Origin of the sequence: Streptomyces sp. NPDC048270, assembly GCF_040652335.1 — a bacterium.
Classification (GTDB): Bacteria; Actinomycetota; Actinomycetes; order Streptomycetales; family Streptomycetaceae; genus Streptomyces.
The window spans coordinates 22,966-40,715 of the sequence record NZ_JBEZLV010000034.1; the positions used below are offsets into that span (position 1 = coordinate 22,966).

At 72.7% G+C, this 17,750-nt stretch carries 19 protein-coding genes and 1 riboswitch; of the genes, 11 read left to right on the top strand and 8 right to left on the bottom strand.

Features of this window, described 5'->3' with window-relative positions; genetic code table 11:
• Positions 1-25 precede the first annotated feature (25 nt).
• Positions 26-535 (bottom strand): carboxymuconolactone decarboxylase family protein, encoded by a 510-nt coding sequence (locus tag AB0D66_RS25930; protein WP_362308096.1) that lies wholly within the window; start codon positions 533-535, stop codon positions 26-28.
• 47 nt (positions 536-582) lie between these two features.
• Here AB0D66_RS25930 and AB0D66_RS25935 point away from each other — a divergent pair, with 47 nt between their 5' ends.
• Positions 583-1,977 (top strand): PLP-dependent aminotransferase family protein, encoded by a 1,395-nt coding sequence (locus AB0D66_RS25935; protein ID WP_362308098.1) that lies wholly within the window; start codon positions 583-585, stop codon positions 1,975-1,977.
• Between the two features lie 97 nt (positions 1,978-2,074).
• Here the strand turns inward: AB0D66_RS25935 and AB0D66_RS25940 are convergent, their stop codons facing one another.
• The gene (locus tag AB0D66_RS25940) at positions 2,075-2,905 is read right to left on the bottom strand and encodes a hypothetical protein (protein WP_362308101.1); all 831 of its coding nucleotides are present in this window, start codon (positions 2,903-2,905) and stop codon (positions 2,075-2,077) included.
• A gap of 116 nt (positions 2,906-3,021) precedes the next feature.
• Here AB0D66_RS25940 and AB0D66_RS25945 point away from each other — a divergent pair, with 116 nt between their 5' ends.
• Together AB0D66_RS25945 and AB0D66_RS25950 are read left to right on the top strand one after the other, a co-directional pair.
• Positions 3,022-3,324, top strand: a complete 303-nt coding sequence (locus AB0D66_RS25945; protein WP_362308104.1) for a hypothetical protein — start codon at positions 3,022-3,024, stop codon at positions 3,322-3,324.
• A gap of 14 nt (positions 3,325-3,338) precedes the next feature.
• On the top strand, positions 3,339-4,529 hold the full coding sequence (locus AB0D66_RS25950) for a glutathionylspermidine synthase family protein (protein WP_362308107.1): 1,191 nt from the start codon (positions 3,339-3,341) through the stop codon (positions 4,527-4,529).
• Positions 4,530-4,568: 39 nt separating this feature from the next.
• On the opposite strand, the gene rocD is transcribed toward AB0D66_RS25950, so the two are convergent.
• Complete coding sequence (gene rocD, locus AB0D66_RS25955; RefSeq protein ID WP_362308109.1) at positions 4,569-5,774, bottom strand: ornithine--oxo-acid transaminase; 1,206 nt, start codon at positions 5,772-5,774, stop codon at positions 4,569-4,571.
• Positions 5,775-5,883: 109 nt separating this feature from the next.
• Positions 5,884-5,974, top strand: a riboswitch (ZMP/ZTP riboswitch).
• Between the two features lie 34 nt (positions 5,975-6,008).
• Here rocD and glyA point away from each other — a divergent pair.
• The 5 genes from glyA to AB0D66_RS25980 all read left to right on the top strand — a co-directional run bounded on the left by glyA (position 6,009) and on the right by AB0D66_RS25980 (position 11,396).
• Positions 6,009-7,277 carry a serine hydroxymethyltransferase gene (gene glyA, locus AB0D66_RS25960; protein ID WP_362308112.1) on the top strand — a complete coding sequence of 423 codons (1,269 nt, stop codon included), beginning with the start codon at positions 6,009-6,011 and terminating at the stop codon, positions 7,275-7,277.
• Positions 7,278-8,025: 748 nt separating this feature from the next.
• Positions 8,026-9,039 (top strand): tryptophan--tRNA ligase, encoded by a 1,014-nt coding sequence (gene trpS, locus AB0D66_RS25965; protein ID WP_362308114.1) that lies wholly within the window; start codon positions 8,026-8,028, stop codon positions 9,037-9,039.
• A 95-nt stretch (positions 9,040-9,134) separates the two neighbouring features.
• On the top strand, positions 9,135-9,731 hold the full coding sequence (locus AB0D66_RS25970) for a 2'-5' RNA ligase family protein (protein ID WP_362308117.1): 597 nt from the start codon (positions 9,135-9,137) through the stop codon (positions 9,729-9,731).
• 166 nt (positions 9,732-9,897) lie between these two features.
• Positions 9,898-10,824, top strand: coding sequence for a YihY/virulence factor BrkB family protein (locus AB0D66_RS25975; RefSeq protein ID WP_362308120.1), 927 nt, complete (start codon positions 9,898-9,900; stop codon positions 10,822-10,824).
• Between the two features lie 125 nt (positions 10,825-10,949).
• On the top strand, positions 10,950-11,396 hold the full coding sequence (locus AB0D66_RS25980) for a hypothetical protein (RefSeq protein WP_362308123.1): 447 nt from the start codon (positions 10,950-10,952) through the stop codon (positions 11,394-11,396).
• Positions 11,397-11,462: 66 nt separating this feature from the next.
• Here AB0D66_RS25980 and AB0D66_RS25985 read toward each other — a convergent pair whose 3' ends face one another.
• Positions 11,463-12,734 (bottom strand): D-alanyl-D-alanine carboxypeptidase, encoded by a 1,272-nt coding sequence (locus tag AB0D66_RS25985; protein ID WP_362308126.1) that lies wholly within the window; start codon positions 12,732-12,734, stop codon positions 11,463-11,465.
• 121 nt (positions 12,735-12,855) lie between these two features.
• Between AB0D66_RS25985 and AB0D66_RS25990 the strand changes: the two genes are divergently transcribed.
• Both AB0D66_RS25990 and AB0D66_RS25995 read left to right on the top strand, forming a co-directional pair.
• Positions 12,856-13,116, top strand: coding sequence for a hypothetical protein (locus tag AB0D66_RS25990; protein WP_362308129.1), 261 nt, complete (start codon positions 12,856-12,858; stop codon positions 13,114-13,116).
• Entirely contained in the window at positions 13,113-14,426 is a 1,314-nt protein-coding gene (locus tag AB0D66_RS25995; RefSeq protein ID WP_362308132.1) for a metallophosphoesterase, read from the top strand. The genes AB0D66_RS25990 and AB0D66_RS25995 overlap by 4 nt, the downstream gene beginning before the upstream one ends.
• A gap of 122 nt (positions 14,427-14,548) precedes the next feature.
• On the opposite strand, the gene AB0D66_RS26000 is transcribed toward AB0D66_RS25995, so the two are convergent.
• The 4 genes from AB0D66_RS26000 to AB0D66_RS26015 form a co-directional block, all read right to left on the bottom strand.
• A complete protein-coding gene (locus tag AB0D66_RS26000) occupies positions 14,549-15,304 on the bottom strand; it encodes a TetR family transcriptional regulator (RefSeq protein ID WP_362308135.1) in 756 nt (251 codons plus the stop codon).
• 11 nt (positions 15,305-15,315) lie between these two features.
• Positions 15,316-15,744 (bottom strand): DCC1-like thiol-disulfide oxidoreductase family protein, encoded by a 429-nt coding sequence (locus tag AB0D66_RS26005; protein WP_362308138.1) that lies wholly within the window; start codon positions 15,742-15,744, stop codon positions 15,316-15,318.
• Positions 15,745-15,747: 3 nt separating this feature from the next.
• A complete protein-coding gene (locus AB0D66_RS26010; protein WP_362308141.1) occupies positions 15,748-16,152 on the bottom strand; it encodes a hypothetical protein in 405 nt (134 codons plus the stop codon).
• Positions 16,153-16,319: 167 nt separating this feature from the next.
• On the bottom strand, positions 16,320-17,054 hold the full coding sequence (locus AB0D66_RS26015) for a hotdog fold domain-containing protein (protein ID WP_362308144.1): 735 nt from the start codon (positions 17,052-17,054) through the stop codon (positions 16,320-16,322).
• A gap of 90 nt (positions 17,055-17,144) precedes the next feature.
• Here AB0D66_RS26015 and AB0D66_RS26020 point away from each other — a divergent pair, with 90 nt between their 5' ends.
• Positions 17,145-17,519: a VOC family protein gene (locus AB0D66_RS26020; RefSeq protein ID WP_362308147.1), complete on the top strand. Its 375-nt coding sequence runs from the start codon at positions 17,145-17,147 to the stop codon at positions 17,517-17,519.
• The last annotated feature ends 231 nt before the right edge of the window (positions 17,520-17,750 follow it).

Consider the following 17,750-nt stretch of genomic DNA (forward strand, 5'->3'; position numbering starts at 1 on the left):
GTCAGCCGGTCAGCCGGTCAGCCGGTCAGCTCTTGTACATGCCCGGGGTGTAGTGCCCCGGCACCATCCGCGTCGTGACGCCGATCCGGTTCCAGACGTTGATCGTCGCGATGACGGCGATCAGCTGGGCCAGCTCGCGCTCCTCGAAGTGCTTCGCGGCCTTCTCGTACACCTCGTCCGGCACGAACCCGTCGGTCAGGACCGTCACCGCCTCGGTGAGCTCGATCGCGGCGAGCTCCTTCTCGGTGTAGAAGTGCCGCGACTCCTCCCAGGCGCCGAGCTGCACGATCCGCTCCACGCTCTCACCGGCCGCGACGGCGTCCTTGGTGTGCATGTCCAGGCAGAACGCACAGTGGTTGAGCTGCGAGGCCCTGATCTTGACGAGCTCGACGAGAGCCGGGTCCAGGCCCTTCTTGGAGGCGATCTCCAGGCCCAGCACCGCCTTGTAGACCTCGGGGGCGAGCTTCGCCATGTGCATGCGGGGGGTGTGCTCGGGTGCGGTCTGCGTGCTCGGTGCGTTCTCTGCGTTCGTCATGCGATCCACCCTAGGAGCCAGGCGGCCCGCCGCTATGGTCCATATCCATGACGGAATCGTGGGCCACTTTCGGTGCCGACCTGCACCTCGACCTCTCCGCCGGCCGCGGCCTGCGGGCCGGGCTCACCGAGGCGCTGCGCGAGGCCGCCCGCAGCGGGCGGCTGGCGGCCGGGACCCGGCTGCCGTCCTCCCGCTCGCTCGCCGCCGATCTGGGGATCGCCCGGAACACGGTCGCGGAGGCCTATGCCGAGCTCGTCGCCGAGGGCTGGCTGACGGCCCGCCAGGGCTCCGGCACCCGGGTCGCGGAGCGGGCGAGGCCGCGCCGGCCCGCCGCTCCCGTCCCCGTACGCCGTGCCGCGCGCCGCGGGCTCACGTACAGCCTGCTGCCCGGCTCCCCGGACCTGGGCGGCTTCCCGCGGTCGGCCTGGCTGGCGGCGGCGCGGCGGGCGCTGGCCGGTGCGCCGAACGAGGCCTTCGGCTACGGGCTCGACGGCCGCGGCCGCCCCGAGCTGCGGGAGGCGCTGACCGGGTACCTGGCGCGGGCGCGCGGGGTGTACACGGACCCGGAGCGGATCGTGCTCTGCGCCGGCTTCGCGCAGGGGCTGACCCTGCTGGCCCGGGTGCTGCGGGCGCGGCGGGTGCGGGAGATGGCGGTGGAGGGGTACGGCCTCGACATCCACCGGAACCTGCTCACGCGAGCGGGCCTGCGGACCCGGCCGCTGGGGGTGGACGGGGACGGGGCGCGCACGCAGGAGCTGACCGCCGGGGCCGGCGCCGTCCTGCTGACCCCGGCGCACCAGTTCCCGACGGGGGCGGCCCTGACCCCGGCCCGCCGGGCGGCGGCGGTGGACTGGGCCCGGACCACCGGCGGGCTGATCCTGGAGGACGACTACGACGGGGAGTTCCGCTACGACCGCCAGCCGGTGGGCGCCCTGCAAGGACTGGACCCGGACCGGGTGGTGTACCTCGGCACGGCCAGCAAATCGCTGGCGCCGGGGCTGCGGATGGGCTGGATGGTGGTCCCCCCGGGGCTGCTGGACGAGGTCATGGCCGCCCAGGGGATGGGCGACCGGGCCTCCAGCGCCCTGGACCAGCTCACGCTGGCGGAGTTCATCACGTCGGGGGCCTACGACCGCCACGTACGCGGCATGCGCCTGCGCTACCGCCGCCGCCGCGACGAGCTCGTCCTGGCCGTCGGCGACCGGGCCGGCGTCTCGGGGATCGCGGCGGGCCTGCACGCGGTGCTGGACCTCCCGGCGGGGACGGAGCGCTCGGTCCTCCAGTCGGCGGCCTGGCAGGACCTCTCCCTGGAGGGACTGTCCGCCTTCCGCCACCCCGAGGCGTCCCTGCCGCCCCGCGAGGCCCTGGTCGTCGGCTACGGCACCCCACCGGACAGCGCCTGGACCCCGACCCTGGCGGCCCTGTCGGCGGCGCTGCCGTAGGAGCGCCCTGCCGGTGCCCTTGCCGGTCGGGCCGGGCTCGCCGCGCCTGCCAGCCCCCTGCCGGTGCCCGTGCCGGTCGGGCCGGGGTCGCCGGGGATCACCGTACGGGGGCGGCCGCCGGCTCCGGGGGCTCCCCGAAGCGGGCCAGGGCCAGGGCTCCGGCCACGGCCACCGTGAAGCCGAGGACGGCCAGCCAGGTCAGGCCTTCGCGGGTGCGGTCGCCGAGCCACACGACGCCGATCACCGCCGGGCCGATCGTCTCGCCCAGGACCAGGCCGGCCGTCGCCGCGGTCACCGAGCCGCGGGCCAGCGCCGAGGTGAGCAGGAGGAAGCCCGCGCCGCCGCCCAGCAGGAGGGCGTACAGGGCGGGGTTGCCCAGGTCCCGGACCGAGTCGATGAGGCGGACGGCCACCTCGACGACGCCGAAGCCCGTGCCCGACGCCAGGCCGAGGACCAGGGCCCGCGGCCCGTCGGGGAGCCGGCCCGCCACCACGCCGACCAGCAGGATCAGCCCCGCCACCACCAGCAGCCCCAGCTTCAGGGCGAGCGAGCCGGTCCCCGTGCCCTCGGCCCCGGAAGCCAGGCCCAGCATCAGCAGCCCCGCGCACACCACCGCCACCGCGCCCCACTCCGTCCGCGACAGGCGGACCTTCAGCAGCCGGGCCGCGACCACCGCCGTCACCGCGAGGCTCGCGGCCAGAGCGGCGCCGACCGCGTAGATGGGGATGTGGCGCAGCGCGATGATCTGGAGGACGAAGCCCACCGCGTCCAGGCCCAGACCGGCGATATACCGCCACTGCCGGACCGCGCGCAGCAGCAGCGCCGGGTCCACTCCGGACCCCGTCCCCGGCTCCGCCGCCCGCGCCGCGACCGCCTGGAGAACCGACGCCGTACCGAAACAGACCGCCGCACCGAGTGCGCAAATCATCCCAATGAGCACGAACTGACTCTAGGTCACGGATCTGAGGACGGCCGGATTCCATCGGCCGGGGGCTCCGCTCTAGTCTGTCGGGAGCACGCCAGGACATAGGGGGAGCAGCAGGTATGGACACCAGCAGCACCAACAAGCGCCGTATGCGCTCGGGCGCCGTCGCGCTCGGCGGAATGGGCCTGCTCGCCGCCACGCTCGTGGCCTGCGGCAGCAGCAACGAGCCGGACAAGCGCTGTGCGTCCCGCTCCTCGCTGGACCACCTGAACAACAAGGACTGCAAGAGCGGCGGGACCGGCTCGTACTACTACGGGGGCAGCGTCAAGAACGGCAAGGTCACCGGCGGCAGCTTCGACAAGTCCGCCGTCACCCGCGGCGGCATCGGGGGCCACTCCAGCTCCGGCTCCAGCGGCGGCTGAGGAAACCGGAACCCATGCAGCGGCACACCATCGAGCCCCGCCCCGACTGGCAGAAGACCGTCGAGGAACAGGGGCTGATCTATCCCCTCACCCGCTACCCCGACGACTCCCTGCGCCCCTACTGGGACGAGAGCGCGTACTACTCCTTCACGCTCCCCGAGGTCGAGGCGCTGGAGAACGTGGTCGAGGAGCTGCACGCCATGTGCCTGGCCGCCGCCGCGCACATCGTCGAGCACGACCGCTTCGCGGACCTCGGCATCACCGACCCCAAGCTGGCCGCGCTGATCGCCGAGTCCTGGCGCCGCCGCGCCGAACAGCCGTCGCTCTACGGCCGTTTCGACCTGCGCTACGACGGCTCCGGCAGCCCCGCCAAGATGCTGGAGTACAACGCCGACACCCCGACCTCCCTGGTGGAGGCGGCCAGTCCGCAGTGGTTCTGGATGGAGGAGCGCTTCCCCGGCGCCGATCAGTGGAACTCCCTCCACGAGCGCCTGGTCGACGCCTGGCGCCGCCAGGCCGAGCTGCTGCCGCCCGGCCCGCTGCACTTCGCGCACTCCGAGACCGACGAGCTCGGCGAGGACCTGATGACGGTCGCCTACCTCCAGGAGACCGCCGAGCAGGCGGGCCTGGACACCCAGGCGCTGTCCGTCGAGCAGATCGGCTGGGACAGCCTGTCCGGCCGGTTCGTGGACGAGAAGCTCCGCTTCATCCGCAGCTGCTTCAAGCTCTACCCCTGGGAGTGGCTGGCCACGGACCAGTTCGGCCCCCAGGTCCTCGGCACCTACGACCACGGCGGCGGCTCCGGCACCACCTGCTGGATCGAGCCGCTGTGGAAGATGCTGCTGTCCAACAAGGCGCTGCTGGCGATCCTGTGGGAGCTCTTCCCGGAGCACCCGAACCTGCTGCCCGCCTACCTCGACGGCCCGCGCGAGCTCGCCGGGGAGGGCGGCTACGTCGCCAAGCCGCTGCTCGGCCGCGAGGGCGCCGGAGTCACCCTCCACGAAGCCGGCGGCGCGCCGTTCGAGGCGCGCGAGGACGAGCGGTACTGCTTCCAGGGCCTGGCCCCGCTGCCCGACTTCGACGGCAACCGGGTGGTGCTCGGCGCGTGGGTCGTCGAGGACGAGGCGGCGGGGCTCGGCATCCGGGAATCGGCGGGGCCGGTCACGGACGAGTACGCCCGCTTCCTGCCCCACGTCATCCTCTAGGCGCTCGGCGCTCGGGCGCGGGGCGCGTGGCAGGGTCCGCTAGGCCGACAGCACCGACCGGAGCTGTTCGAGCCCCCAGTCCAGGTCCTCCTTGCTGATCACCAGCGGCGGGGCGATGCGGATGGTCGACCCGTGGGTGTCCTTCACCAGGACGCCCCGCTCCATCAGCTTCTCGGAGATCTGCCGTCCGGTCCCGTGCGACGGCTCGATGTCCACGCCCGCCCACAGCCCCCGCCCCCGTACGGCGGTCACCGCGCCCCCGCCGACCAGCAGGTTCAGCTCCCGGTGCAGGTGGTCGCCGAGCTCGGTGGCGCGCTGCTGGTACTCGCCGGTCTTCAGCATCGCGACGACCTCCAGGCCGACGGCGCAGGCCAGCGGGTTCCCGCCGAAGGTGGACCCGTGCTCGCCCGGCCGGAACACGCCGAGCACGTCCCGGTCCGCGACCACGGCCGAGACGGGCACCACCCCGCCGCCGAGCGCCTTGCCGAGGATGTACACGTCGGGGACGACCTCCTCGTGGTCGCACGCGAAGGTCCGACCGGTGCGGCCCAGCCCCGACTGGATCTCGTCCGCCATGAACAGGACGTTCCGCTCGCGCGTGAGCTGCCGTACGCCGGGCAGGTACCCGGCGGGCGGCACGAGCACCCCCGCCTCGCCCTGGACCGGCTCCAGCAGCACGGCGACCGTGTTCTCGGTGATGGCGTGGGCCAGCGCGGTGAGGTCGCCGTACGGGACGATCTCGAAGCCCGGCGTGTAGGGGCCGAAGTGGTCGCGCGCCTCGTGGTCCGTGGAGAAGGAGACGATCGTCGTCGTCCGGCCGTGGAAGTTGTCGGCGGCGACCACGATCTTCGCGTGGCCGTCCGGCACGCCCTTGACCTCGTACCCCCACTTGCGGGCGGTCTTCACGGCCGTTTCCACCGCCTCCGCGCCCGTGTTCATGGGCAGGACCATCTCCTTGCCGCACAGCGAGGCGAGTTCGGTACAGAAGTCGGCGAAGCGGTCGTGGAAGAAGGCGCGCGAGGTGAGCGTGACCCGGTCCAGCTGGGCGCGGGCGGCGTCGAGCAGGCGGCGGTTGCCGTGCCCGAAGTTCAGCGCCGAGTAGCCGGCGAGCATGTCCAGGTACCGGCGGCCCTCCACGTCGGTCATCCACGCGCCGTCCGCGGACGCGACGACGACGGGCAGCGGGTGGTAGTTGTGCGCGCTGTGCGCGTCGGCGGAGCGGATGGCATCAGCAGTTGTCGACACGGGGTCTCCGATCGTCCGTCAGGCCTGTGACGAGGGTGGCGTCACCCTCCATCCTCGCTCGCCGAAGGGCTGGAGAAACCTTTCCCGTGGCGCGCCCGCTAAGGTGGGCGGTACGCACGGCGACTGGCGTACGGAGAACGAACTCCGGGGGAGTCGTGCGCGCTCGACCGCAGACAGGGCCGCTCGCCTGGGCCTCGCGGGGTACCGATCACATCGACCCCGGAGGAGCCCGCCATGTCCGCGAGCCGCCATCCCGCCCTTTTCGCGACCGACCCCGAGCTGGCGTCGTTCGTCGCGGCGGAGGAAACCCTGCAGGCCGAGACCCTGCGCCTGATCCCCAGTGAGAACTACGTGTCCGCCGCAGTCCTCGAGGCCTCCGGCACGGTGCTGCAGAACAAGTACAGCGAGGGCTACCCGGGCCGCCGCTACTACGAGGGCCAGCAGAACATCGACCGGGTCGAGGCGCTGGCCGTCGAGCGGGCGAAGGGCCTGTTCGGGGTGGACCACGCCAACGTCCAGCCGTACTCCGGCTCGCCCGCGAACCTGGCCGTCTACCTGGCCTTCGCCGAGCCGGGCGACACGGTGATGGGGATGGCGCTGCCGATGGGCGGGCACCTCACGCACGGCTGGGGCGTCTCGGCGACGGGCTCGTGGTTCCGGGGCGTGCAGTACGGGGTCCGGCCGGACACCGGGCTGATCGACTACGACGCGGTGCGGGAGCTCGCGCTGGCGGAGCGCCCGAAGATCATCTTCTGCGGGGGTACGGCCCTGCCGCGCACGATCGACTTCGCGGCGTTCGCGTCGATCGCCGAGGAGGCGGGCGCGGTCCTGGTCGCGGACGTGGCCCACATCGCGGGCCTGATCGCGGGCGGGGCGCACCCGTCCCCGGCGGGGCACGTGGACGTGATCTCGACGACCACGCACAAGACGCTGCGGGGGCCGCGCGGGGCGATGCTGATGTGCCGCGAGGAGCACGCGAAGGCCATCGACAAGGCGGTGTTCCCGGGGCTGCAGGGCGGGCCGCACAACCAGACGACGGCCGGTATCGCGGTGGCGCTGCACGAGGCGGCGCAGCCTGCGTTCACCGCGTACGCGCACGCCGTGGTGGCCAATGCCAAGGCCCTGGCCGAGGCGCTGCTGGCGCGGGGCTTCGACCTGGTGTCGGGCGGTACGGACAACCACCTGATCCTGATGGACCTCACCTCGCGGGACGTGCCGGGCAAGGTGGCGGCCAAGGCGCTGGACCGCGCGGGGATCGTGGTGAACTACAACACGGTCCCGTTCGACCCGCGCAAGCCGTTCGACCCGTCGGGGATCCGGATCGGCACGCCGTCGCTGACGTCGCGGGGTCTGGGTGCGGGGCACATGGGGCAGGTCGCGGAGTGGATCGCGCGGGCGGTGGAGGCGGCGGCCAAGTCGGACGAGGCCGCGCTCCTGGCGATCCGGGGCGAGGTCGGGGCCCTGATGTCGGCCTATCCGGCCCCGGGCCTCCCCCTGACCTGACCCCTGCGGAGCCGAGCCCCGCGCCCGCCCTCGCCGGCGCGGCTCCAAAACCGGGGCTCCGCCCCGGACCCCGCGCCTCAATCGCCGGCGGGGCTGGATATGCCCGACGCCGTCCACCGCATGCGGCCGGGTTGCCCGCCGGTGTTTGAGGCGCGGGTGGGGGCAGCGCCCCCGTGAAGCCCCGCGTAGCGGTGTCGGCCGGGCGGAGCCGCTTCGCGCAGCGGCACCGCGGTCCGGGACGAAGCCGGGCCGCACCACCCAGCCCCGCCGGCGTTTGAGGCGCGGGTGGGGGCAGCGCCCCCGTGAAGCCCCGCGTAGCGGTGTCGGCCGGGTGGAGCCCACGGCTTCGCGCAGCGGCAGCGCGGTCCGGGACGAAGCCTGGGCCGCCCCACTCAGCCCCGCCGGCGTTTGAGGCGCGGGTGGGGGCAGCGCCCCGCGAAGCCCCGCGCAGCGGCAGCGCTGTCCGGGGCGAAGCCGGGGCCGCACCAGTCAGCCCCGCCGGCGTTTGTGGCGCGGGTGGGGGCAGCGCCCCGCGAAGCCCCGCGCAGCGGCGAGGGCGGGGTCGGAGCCGTGGGGCCCCGCGCAGCGGCGAGGGTTGTGGGGGAAAGCGGTCGCTTGGCCGGGGTGGGATCCGGACGGCGGGCTACCGCCCGGTACCGCGGCCCGGCACGGAACGGCCCGCCGCGACCCGGAAGGATCCGGCCAGCGGCGGGCCCGAGCCCGCCCCCGCACCTGAGAGAATGAGGCCATGGCTTCTGATCGTCCTCGCGCGCTCTCCGGCATCCAGCCCACCTCCGGTTCGTTCCACCTCGGGAACTACCTCGGAGCCATCCGGCAGTACGTCGCCCTCCAGGAGACGCACGACGCGTTCTACATGGTCGTCGACCTGCACGCGATCACCATGCCGCAGGATCCGAAGGACCTCCGCGCGAACACCCGCCTCTCCGCCGCGCAGCTGCTCGCCGCCGGCCTGGACCCGGAGCGCTGCACGCTCTTCATCCAGAGCCACGTGCCCGAGCACGCCCAGCTCGGCTGGGTCATGAACTGCATCACCGGCTTCGGCGAGGCCAGCCGGATGACCCAGTTCAAGGACAAGTCCGCCAAGCAGGGGGCGAACAACGCCACCGTCGGCCTGTTCACGTACCCGATCCTCCAGGTCGCCGACATCCTGCTCTACCAGGCGAACGCCGTCCCCGTCGGTGAGGACCAGCGCCAGCACATCGAGCTGACCCGCGACCTGGCCGAGCGCTTCAACCAGCGCTTCGGCCAGACCTTCACCCTCCCCGCCGCGCACATCGTCAAGGAGGTCGCGAAGATCTACGACCTCCAGGACCCGACGATCAAGATGTCGAAGTCCGCGTCGTCCCCCAAGGGCCTGATCAACCTCCTCGACGAGCCCAAGGTCACCGAGAAGAAGATCAAGAGCGCGGTCACCGACACCGAGGCCGAGATCCGCTTCGACACCGAGAACAAGCCCGGCGTCAGCAACCTGCTCACGATCTTCTCCACCCTCACCGGCGAGACGGTCCCCGCCCTGGAGGCGCGGTACGAGGGCAAGGGCTACGGCGCGCTCAAGACGGACCTGGCCGGAGCGATGGTCGACTTCGTCACACCCTTCAAGCAGCGCACCCAGGAATACCTGGACGACCCGGAGACGCTGGATTCCATCCTGGCCAAGGGCGCGGAGAAGGCCCGCGCGGTCGCCGCCGAAACCCTCGCCCAGGCGTACGACCGCCTCGGATTCCTGCCCGCCAAGCACTGAGGCGGGCGCCGGGGGAAAGAGGGCCCTGGCGAGACCGGGGGTACTGCCCCCACACTGGCGGCAGCAGTCCATCCAGACACACGGAGGAGAGATACGTGGGGACCGTAACGCTCGGCGTTTCGATCGCGGTCCCGGAGCCGTACGGCAGCCAGCTCCAGCAGCTGCGCGCCGGCTTCGGGGACGCCGCCGCGCACGGCATCCCCACGCACGTCACCCTCGTCCCGCCGACCGAGGTGGAGGCGGACCGGCTCCCGGAGATCCGCGCCCACCTGTCGGCGGTCGCCGCCGCCTTCCGGGCCTTCCGGATGCGGCTGGAGGGGACGGGAACCTTCCGCCCCCTCTCGCCGGTCGTCTTCGTCAAGGTCGTCGAGGGCGCCGAGGGCTGCACCCGCCTCCAGGGCGAGGTCCGCGACCCCGAGGGCCCGCTCGTCCGCGAGCTGGCCTTCCCGTACCACCCGCACGTCACGGTCGCCCACGGGATCTCCGAGGAGGCGATGGACCTGGCGTTCACGACCCTCGCCGAGTACGCGGCCGAGTGGGTCTGCGCGGGCTTCGCGCTCTACGAGCAGGGTTCGGACGGGGTCTGGCGCAAGCTGCGCGAGTATCCGTTCGGCACCGGTCCGACGGGCGTCCCGGCGCAGCAGGGGTCACCCGCCGACGACGCGGCCGGGACGACGGCGCGCCCTTCCTGACGGAGCGGCCGCAGGGCCTGATGCGTACGGAACCTGAGCCTGCGCAGGACCAGGGCGTGGAACGGACGGTCCGTCCGGGGTACTTCGCGAAAAGTCACAGTCGACGACCGTAGTCCCAGAATCCGGCAATACCGGCTATTTCCGACAGCGCAATTACGGTGACTTCATGGACTGGCTGACCAAACTCCCGGTGATCGGCCCGCTGGCGGCCCGTCTGATGCGCACCCACGCGTGGCGTTCGTACGAGCGCCTCGACCGCGTGCACTGGACCCGGCTCGCCGCCGCGATCACCTTCATCAGCTTCCTCGCGCTCTTCCCCCTGATCACCGTGGCCGCCGCGGTCGGCGCGGTCCTCCTCAGCCAGGACCAGCTGGACCGGCTCCAGAAGAACCTCGCCGAACAGGTCCCCGGCATCTCCGAGCAGCTCGACCTCAACGCGCTCGTCGCCAACGCCGGCACCGTGGGCCTCGTCGCCGGCGCCCTCCTGCTCTTCACCGGCATCGGCTGGGTGGGCTCCATGCGGGACTGCCTGCGCGCCGTGTGGGAGAAGGACGACGAGGACGAGGGGAACCCGGTCGCCCGCAAGGGCAAGGACGGACTGGTGCTGCTCGGCCTCGGCGGTGTCGTCCTCGCCTCGGCCGCCGCCTCGATCTTCGGCGCCAGCGCGGTCGGCAAGTCCGCCGAGTGGCTCGGCATCCCCCGCGAGGGCGCGGGCGGCGTGCTGCTGCGCTCGGGCGGCTTCCTCGTCGGCGTGCTGGCCGCGTTCCTCCTGCTGCTGTACGTCCTGACCCTGCTGCCCGGCGTCGACCCCCCGCGCGGCCGCCTGATCCAGGGCGCGCTCATCGGCGCGGCGGGCTTCGAGCTGCTGAAGCTCCTGCTGAGCGGCTACATCAGCGGGGTCGCGACGAAGAGCATGTACGGGGCCTTCGGCGTGCCGATCGCCCTGTTGCTGTGGATCAACTTCACGGCGAAGCTGCTGCTGTTCGTGGCGTCCTGGACCGCGACCCGCGACGACGGGGCACCCGGCGAAGTCCAGGACGAAGCCCCTGGTGAAGCCCGCGGGGAGCAGGCGCCGGCAGGGCCCCGCGCCTAGCCCTCTACTCCTTCGGGTGAATCCGGAGATCGTCCGCATGGGCCCTGGGTAGGGCTGTCGCGAGATTCCGTGCACGATGCAACGGGATCGATGGGAACGATCGTCCTGGCCGCCCTGGAGGGCTCATGTCCGCTTCACGCCGCACCCGCGAACTCCTCACCACGACCGCCGCCGCCCTGCTCCTGTGCGTCGCCGGGGCCGGCCTCGCCGCACCCGCGGGCGCCGCCGCCGCGTCCGACGCCGGTGTGGTGCGGCCCGTACGGGCCGCGCCCGCCTTCAACGCCGGCGGGGTCTGGTACCTCTACCAGTCCAACGCGACCGTGAAGGTGGACCTGACCCAGGACGGCAGCGGCAACCTCTTCGGAAGCGTCTCGTCCGGCAACACCGTCGGGACCCTCGAGAACGGCGGCTACGTGGACGGGGAGAAGATCTACTTCACCGTCCGCTGGAACCACGGCCCCCGCGGCCGCTACACCGGCGAGCGCGGCCCGGACCGCCGGCTCTCCGGCACCACCTTCGACCTGAACAACCCGTCCAGCCAGGCGACCTGGCGCACCGATCGGACGTTCTGACCCGGGCGGAACGGAGGAAGGGCCCCCGCGGTACGCCGCGGGGGCCCTTCCTCGCCCGACCGCTCCTCAGACCAGGTCCTCGCCCCGGCCCCGGCGGCCGCGCGGCCAGCGCCGGTTGACCACGAACGCGCCGCCCGCCAGCACGGCCAGCGCACCGCCCGCGACACCGAGCGCGGTACCGATCCCGCCCGAGCCCACACCGCCCGCCGAGGGGTTGTTCTCGTGGGACTGGGCCGGGGAGCCGTGCGAGGAGGTGTCCTCGCTCTTCGGCGGCACCAGCTCGCCCACCGGCTTGACCTTCCCGGCCGCCGCGAACCCCCAGTCGAAGAGCGCGGCGGTCTCCTCGTACACCGAGTTCGCCCCGCCCGCGCCCGGGTTCATCACCGTGACCAGCAGCTTGCGCTCGCCGTGCTGCGCCGCGCCGGTGAAGGTGGAGCCGGCCATCGTCGTGTTGCCGTTCTTCACCCCGGCGATCCCCTTGTACGGGGAGATGCCGCCCACGCCCGTCATCAGCCGGTTGGTGTTCTGGATCTCGAAGGAGTCCCGCGGCTTCCCGGGCTCCTGAAGTCCGGGGAACTTGGCCTCGACCGTGCCGCAGTACTCCCGGAAGTCCTGCTTCTGCAGTCCGGAGCGGGCGATCAGCGTGAGGTCGTACGCGCTCGACACCTGCTCGGGGGCGTCGTAGCCGTCGGGCGACACCACGTGGGTGTCCAGCGCCTGGAGCTCCTCCGCGTGCGCCTGCATGTCCTTGACGGTCTTCTCGATGCCGCCGTTCATGGCCGACAGCACGTGCACGGCGTCGTTCCCCGACCGCAGGAACACCCCGAGCCACAGGTCGTGGACGCTGTACTCGTGGTCCTCCTTGACCCCGACCAGGCTGCTGCCCGGGCCCACGCCCTCCATGTCCTGGTCGGTGACCTTGTGGACCTGGTCCTTGGGGAGGCCGGGCAGCACGGTGTCCGCGAAGAGCATCTTCATGGTGGAGGCCGGGGGGAGCCGCCAGTGCGCGTTGTGCGCGGCCAGCACCTCGCCGGACTCGGCGTCCGCCACGATCCAGGAGCGCCCCGTCAGGTTCGAGGGCAGGGCGGGCGCGCCGGGCAGCAGGTTGACCTGGGTCCCCGGCTGGCCGAGCAGGGCCCCTCCGACCGTGGACATCGACACCGGGGGCGCGGGCGCGGCCTTCGCCGCCTTCGGGCCGTTCGCGACCTTCGGAGGCCGCCCCTTCCCGTCGGCCGGTGCGGTCGGCGGGGTCGGCGCGGCATGCGCGGGGGCCGCGAGCATCGCGGGCACCAGCAGCGCGGCGGAAAGGACCGTCAGCGCGGTCTTCTTTACAGACACGCAGGTGAAAGTACCTCCCGATCGACTGCACGGCGGCGCTGACCGGCCCATTCGGTACAACCACTGCCGGGACAGCCCACCCCGGCGCGTCCGTCCCGGGGACCGATCCGATACTGGGGCCATGAAACTCAGCCGTACCGCCTCCTGGTTCCTGCTCGCCTTCGGCGTGTGGAGCTGGTTCATCTGGGTGTCTTTCGTCCGGAACCTGTGGAAGAACGGCAGCGGCCAGGCATTTGATGCGGCGGGCGACCCCACGGCCTACTTCTGGGTGCACCTGACGCTCGCGGTGTCGTCCTTTCTCCTGGGGACGGCCGTCGGGGTGATCGGGTTGCGCGGGGTCCGGGCGCTGCGGCGTGCATCACGTAAGGAGCAGGACGCATGAGAACCGCCCTCTTCGCGCTGGTCGCGCTCGCGGTCATCGCCCTCCTGGTGGTGGTCCACCGCTGGCTGTGGATCCGCCTGGTCCGCGACACCACGGCCCCCCGCGGCCTGCCCCGCCGCATCGGCACCGCCTTGGCCATCGCCCTGCCCCTCCTCTCCGTGGCCGCGCTGACCGCGGGCCGCGCGGGCGTTCCCTTCCCGCTCCAGCAGGCCGTGTCCTGGCCCGGGTTCCTCTGGCTCGCGGTACTCCTGTACCTGACCCTGACGATGCTGGTCGCGGAGCCGATCCGCGCGCTGTTGCTCCGCCGAGTGGCCCACCGGATCCCCTCCCGGGTGGCGGACGCGGCCCCCGGCGAGGCCCGCCAGGACGGCGCCGGCACGGCCGCCACGGCCACTGCCGTCGCCCCGCCCGTCGTACCCGTCGCTCCCGTCGAGCCCGCCGGGTCCTCCGGGTCCTCCGCGTCCTCCGCGGACGAGCCGACCCGCCGTCGGTTCGTCGCGCGCACCCTCGGCGGCGCGGCCGCCGCCGTGGCCCTCGGAACCGTGGCGAACGGGATGTACGGCACGCACGGCGTCCTGCGCGGGCCCGGTGTCCGCCGGGTGCAGGTCCCCCTGGCCAAGCTGCCGCGGGCCGCGCACGGCTTCCGCATCGCGGTCGTCAGCGACGTCCACCTCGGCCCGATCCTCGGCCGGGCCCACACCCAGCGCATCGTGGACACCGTCAACCGGACCCAGCCCGACCTCATCGCCATCGTCGGCGACCTCGTCGACGGCGACGTCCAGGACCTCGGGCCGGCCGCCGAGCCGCTGCGCGGGCTCGCCGCCCGCCACGGCGCGTACTTCGTGACCGGGAACCACGAGTACTTCTCCGGCGCCCGGCAGTGGGTGGACCACGTCCGCGAGCTCGGCCTGAACCCGCTGGAGAACGCCCGCCGCGCCCTCCCGTACTTCGACCTCGCCGGGGTGAACGACATCGCGGGCGAGAGCGAGGGCCAGGGCCCCGACTTCGGGGCGGCGCTCGGCGACCGCGACCGCACCCGTACCGCCGTGCTCCTCGCCCACCAGCCCGTCGTGATCCACGACGCCGTCCGGCACGGCGTCGACCTCCAGCTCTCCGGCCACACCCACGGCGGCCAGCTCTGGCCCGGCAACTACCTCGCCGAGCTCGCCAACCCGACCGTCGAGGGCCTGGAGCGGTACGGCGACACGCAGCTGTGGGTGTCGCGCGGAGCCGGTGCCTGGGGGCCGCCGGTCCGGGTGGGCGCGCCGTCCGACATCACGGTCGTCGAACTCGCCTCATATCAGGCCTGACCGCCTCGAACCGGTGGTGCACCGCTGCGAACCAGCCTTCCGGAGGCCACTGCCCCCTCGCCGTCCGCCAGGCCGTGGCCGGCCGCCGTGCTCGACCGCTCCAAGCCGGCGGGCGAGGTCTGCTACGGGGCCTTCGGGTCCGCGGGGCCCGGCTCCGGGTCCGGGTCCGAGGCCCGCTTGCGGGCCCCCGCCGTGGCCGTCTGCGCCATGCCGGGCAGGAAGTCCGCGAACAGTTCGTGCACTTCGCGCACCAGCGGCCGCAGCACCCGGAACCGGGCCAGCACGATGCCCCGCGTCGTCAGCTGCGCGCCGCGCTCGGCGAGCCGGCGCGTCTTCTCGCTGTTCGGCGACCGGTCGAAGACCCAGTAGAGGACCAGGCCCATCTGCGAGAGCCACATCAGCTCCGGCAGGACGTCGGCCAGCTCGGCCGGCACCTTGGTCTTCGCCCCCGCGAGCACCTCGCGGTGGATGTCGATCGCCGCCTGCCGCGCGTCCTCGGACTCCGGCGAGAACGGGCTGAGCGGGCTTTCCGGGTCCGCCGCGTTCTTGAAGAACTGCGAGGCGAACTCGTGGTACGGGGCCGCGATGTCCATCCAGCTCGTCAGCACGCCCGCGAGCCGCTTCTGCAGATCGGTCTCGCTGTCCAGGATGGGCCGGACCGCCGCCTGGTGCGCGGCGCCGATCCGGTCGTAGAACCCCTGGACCAGGTGTTCCTTCGACTCGAAGTAGTAATAGGCGTTGCCGACCGAGACACCGGCCTCCTTCGCGATACCCCGCATCGTCGTCTTGTCGAAGCCGCGCTCCTGGAAGAGACGGAGCGCGGTTTCGAGGATGAGCGTGCGGGTCTGCTCGCTCTTGGGAGCCTTCTGATCAGTCACGGTGCACGAGCCTATCGGGGGGCGGAGCACTGGTCGTCACAGGCCGGGTCCTGCGCCCCCTGCGGGTGCCCCTCGGTCCGCACCGCCGCCCGCCACTTCGACGCGGTGTGCATGGCGGCCCGGGCGAAGGGCCGCCCGGCGGGCGTGGCGAGCCAGTTGGCCTTCGGCCGGTGCTCGGCCAGCGCCCACAGGCACACGATGAAGGCGTCGGTCCCGGTCCACACCTGCCCGCAGTCCCCGATCACGGTGATCTCCTTGAGCGTCGACTCGTGGTCGAGCTGCGGGAACCGGCGCCGCGCCTCGAAGGATGCGGCGGGGACGAGCCGCAGCGGTACGAGCCAGCGCTGTGCGAGCAGCCAGTGCCTGATGTGCACGCAGAGCGGGCAGTTCGCGTCGTAGAGCACCGTCAGGTGGCGCACCGCCGACCCGGGCGCGGCCACCGGTCAGGCCCCGGCCGGTGCGGTCCACCCCTGCGGGGTGACCGGCGGGGTCTGCTGGCGCTCCATGATGCCCCGGCGGCGCATCTTGTTCAGGACCCAGACGTTGCCGAGGTGCATGACCCCGAGGACCAGCAGGACGACGCCGAGTTTGACCGAGAGCGCCTCGAAGAGGTCGCGGGCCTGGACTATCTCCTCGCCCGAGCGGAGGTAGAGGGTCACGAAGCCGATGTTCACGAGGTAGAAGCCGACCACCAGGAGCTGGTTGACGGCGTCGGCGAGCTTCTCGTTCCCCTGGAGGACGTCGCCGATGAAGACGCGGCCGTTACGGCTGAGCGTACGGGCGACCCAGACGGTGAGCCCGATGCTGATGAGCAGGTAGATGACGTACGCGACCACGGTGAGGTCCATTGCCCCAGCCCCCTTGAACGTGTTCAACTTGCTGACAGGCATGACTGTAGGCCTTTTTTTGAACAGGTTCAAGCGAATGTCGCCACCAAACGCCGAACGGGCCCCCGGGAGTACCGGGGGCCCGTTCGCGTACCTGCCTCGGAGACGGCCGAGACGCCCGAGGCGGCCTAGGCGTGCATCTGCCGCGGCTGAACCCACAGGGCCTCGGCGAAGGCGCACAGGTCGCCCGCCGCCGTGGCCAGGGCCGTGCCGACCGTGTACTTGCGGCCCTCGGAGCCGAGCAGCCAGGAGTACGTGACGAGGCCTTCGCCGACCGGGACCGGCCGCAGCAGCCGCGCGGTCAGCGCGGCCGTGACGGCGCCCGCCGGGCGGCCGCCCAGCAGGCGTCCGGCCGCGTTCCCCGGACAGTCCAGCGAGCCCCACACCAGCTCCGGCGGCAACAGGCCGTCGGGACCGCCGAGCTCGGGCGACGGAGTCCACGCGGTGGCGACCAGGCCGGGGTCCCCGCCCGGCACCAGCCCGCAGTGCTGGCGCAGTCCCGTGGCCGGCGTACGGTCCAGACCGCATCCGAAGCAGTCCGTCGAGCCGTCCGGCGGCGCCGCCCGGTAGGCCTCGGCCGCGGTCGAGGCCGCCGCCCAGGACGGCGCTTCGGGAACGTCCGTACGCAGGTCGTCGGGCGTCGCGGCCGCCAGCAGCAGCTCACCGGCGCTGAGTTCGGCGCCCCCGTCGGCCGTCCCGGCCAGCAGGACCGGAGCCCCGGTCGGCACCGGCCGGCGGAAGTCCACCCGTACGGTCTTCGCAGCGGCCCGCCCGGCGAGCACCCCCGCCACGTAGCCGCCGAAGGCGACGCCCGGGTACCCGCAGAGGTGGTCCGGAACCGTGATCGTCTCGAAGTCGGTCATGGCCCCACTCCATCACAGGCCCGCTCCCGCGCCCCGGGTCCCCCCGAACTCGGTGGACAGGGCCGGCGGCCCTGTCCGATAGTCCGCCGTATGACTTCTCTCGTACGACACCTCACCTTCGACTGCTCCGACGCCTACGCCCTGGGGCAGTTCTGGGCCGGCGTGCTGGACGGCAAGATCTCCGACGAGGACTTCCCCGGCGACCCGGAGGCGCTGGTCACGGCGCCCGGTTCGGCGCTGCTGTTCGTGACGGTGCCGGATGCCAAGACCGTGAAGAACCGGGTGCACGTGGACCTCCAGCCGCAGGACCGCACGCGTGACGAGGAGGTGGAGCGCATCCTCGCCCTGGGCGCCACCGTCGTCGGCGACCACCGCAACCCCGACGGCACGGGCTGGGTGACGATGGCCGACCCGGAGGGCAACGAGTTCTGCGTGGAACGCGGCGCGGCCGAGCGGGGGAAGTGACCGGCCCGAAACGGGCCTGCGCCGGCCGGAAGCCGACCGGCGCAGGCTCGTTTCGCCGAAGCTACGCCGTGTAGTAGCCGGCGATGTCGGCGATGAGGTCGACGGTTCCGGCGTTGTTGTAGAAGCTGACCTTTCCGTTCACGACGGGGACGACGACCAGGTTGGGGATGGTCTGCCCTGCGGTGAAGTTGAGGTTGGAGGCGCTGGTGCGGGTCGTGCCGCCGGGGTGCG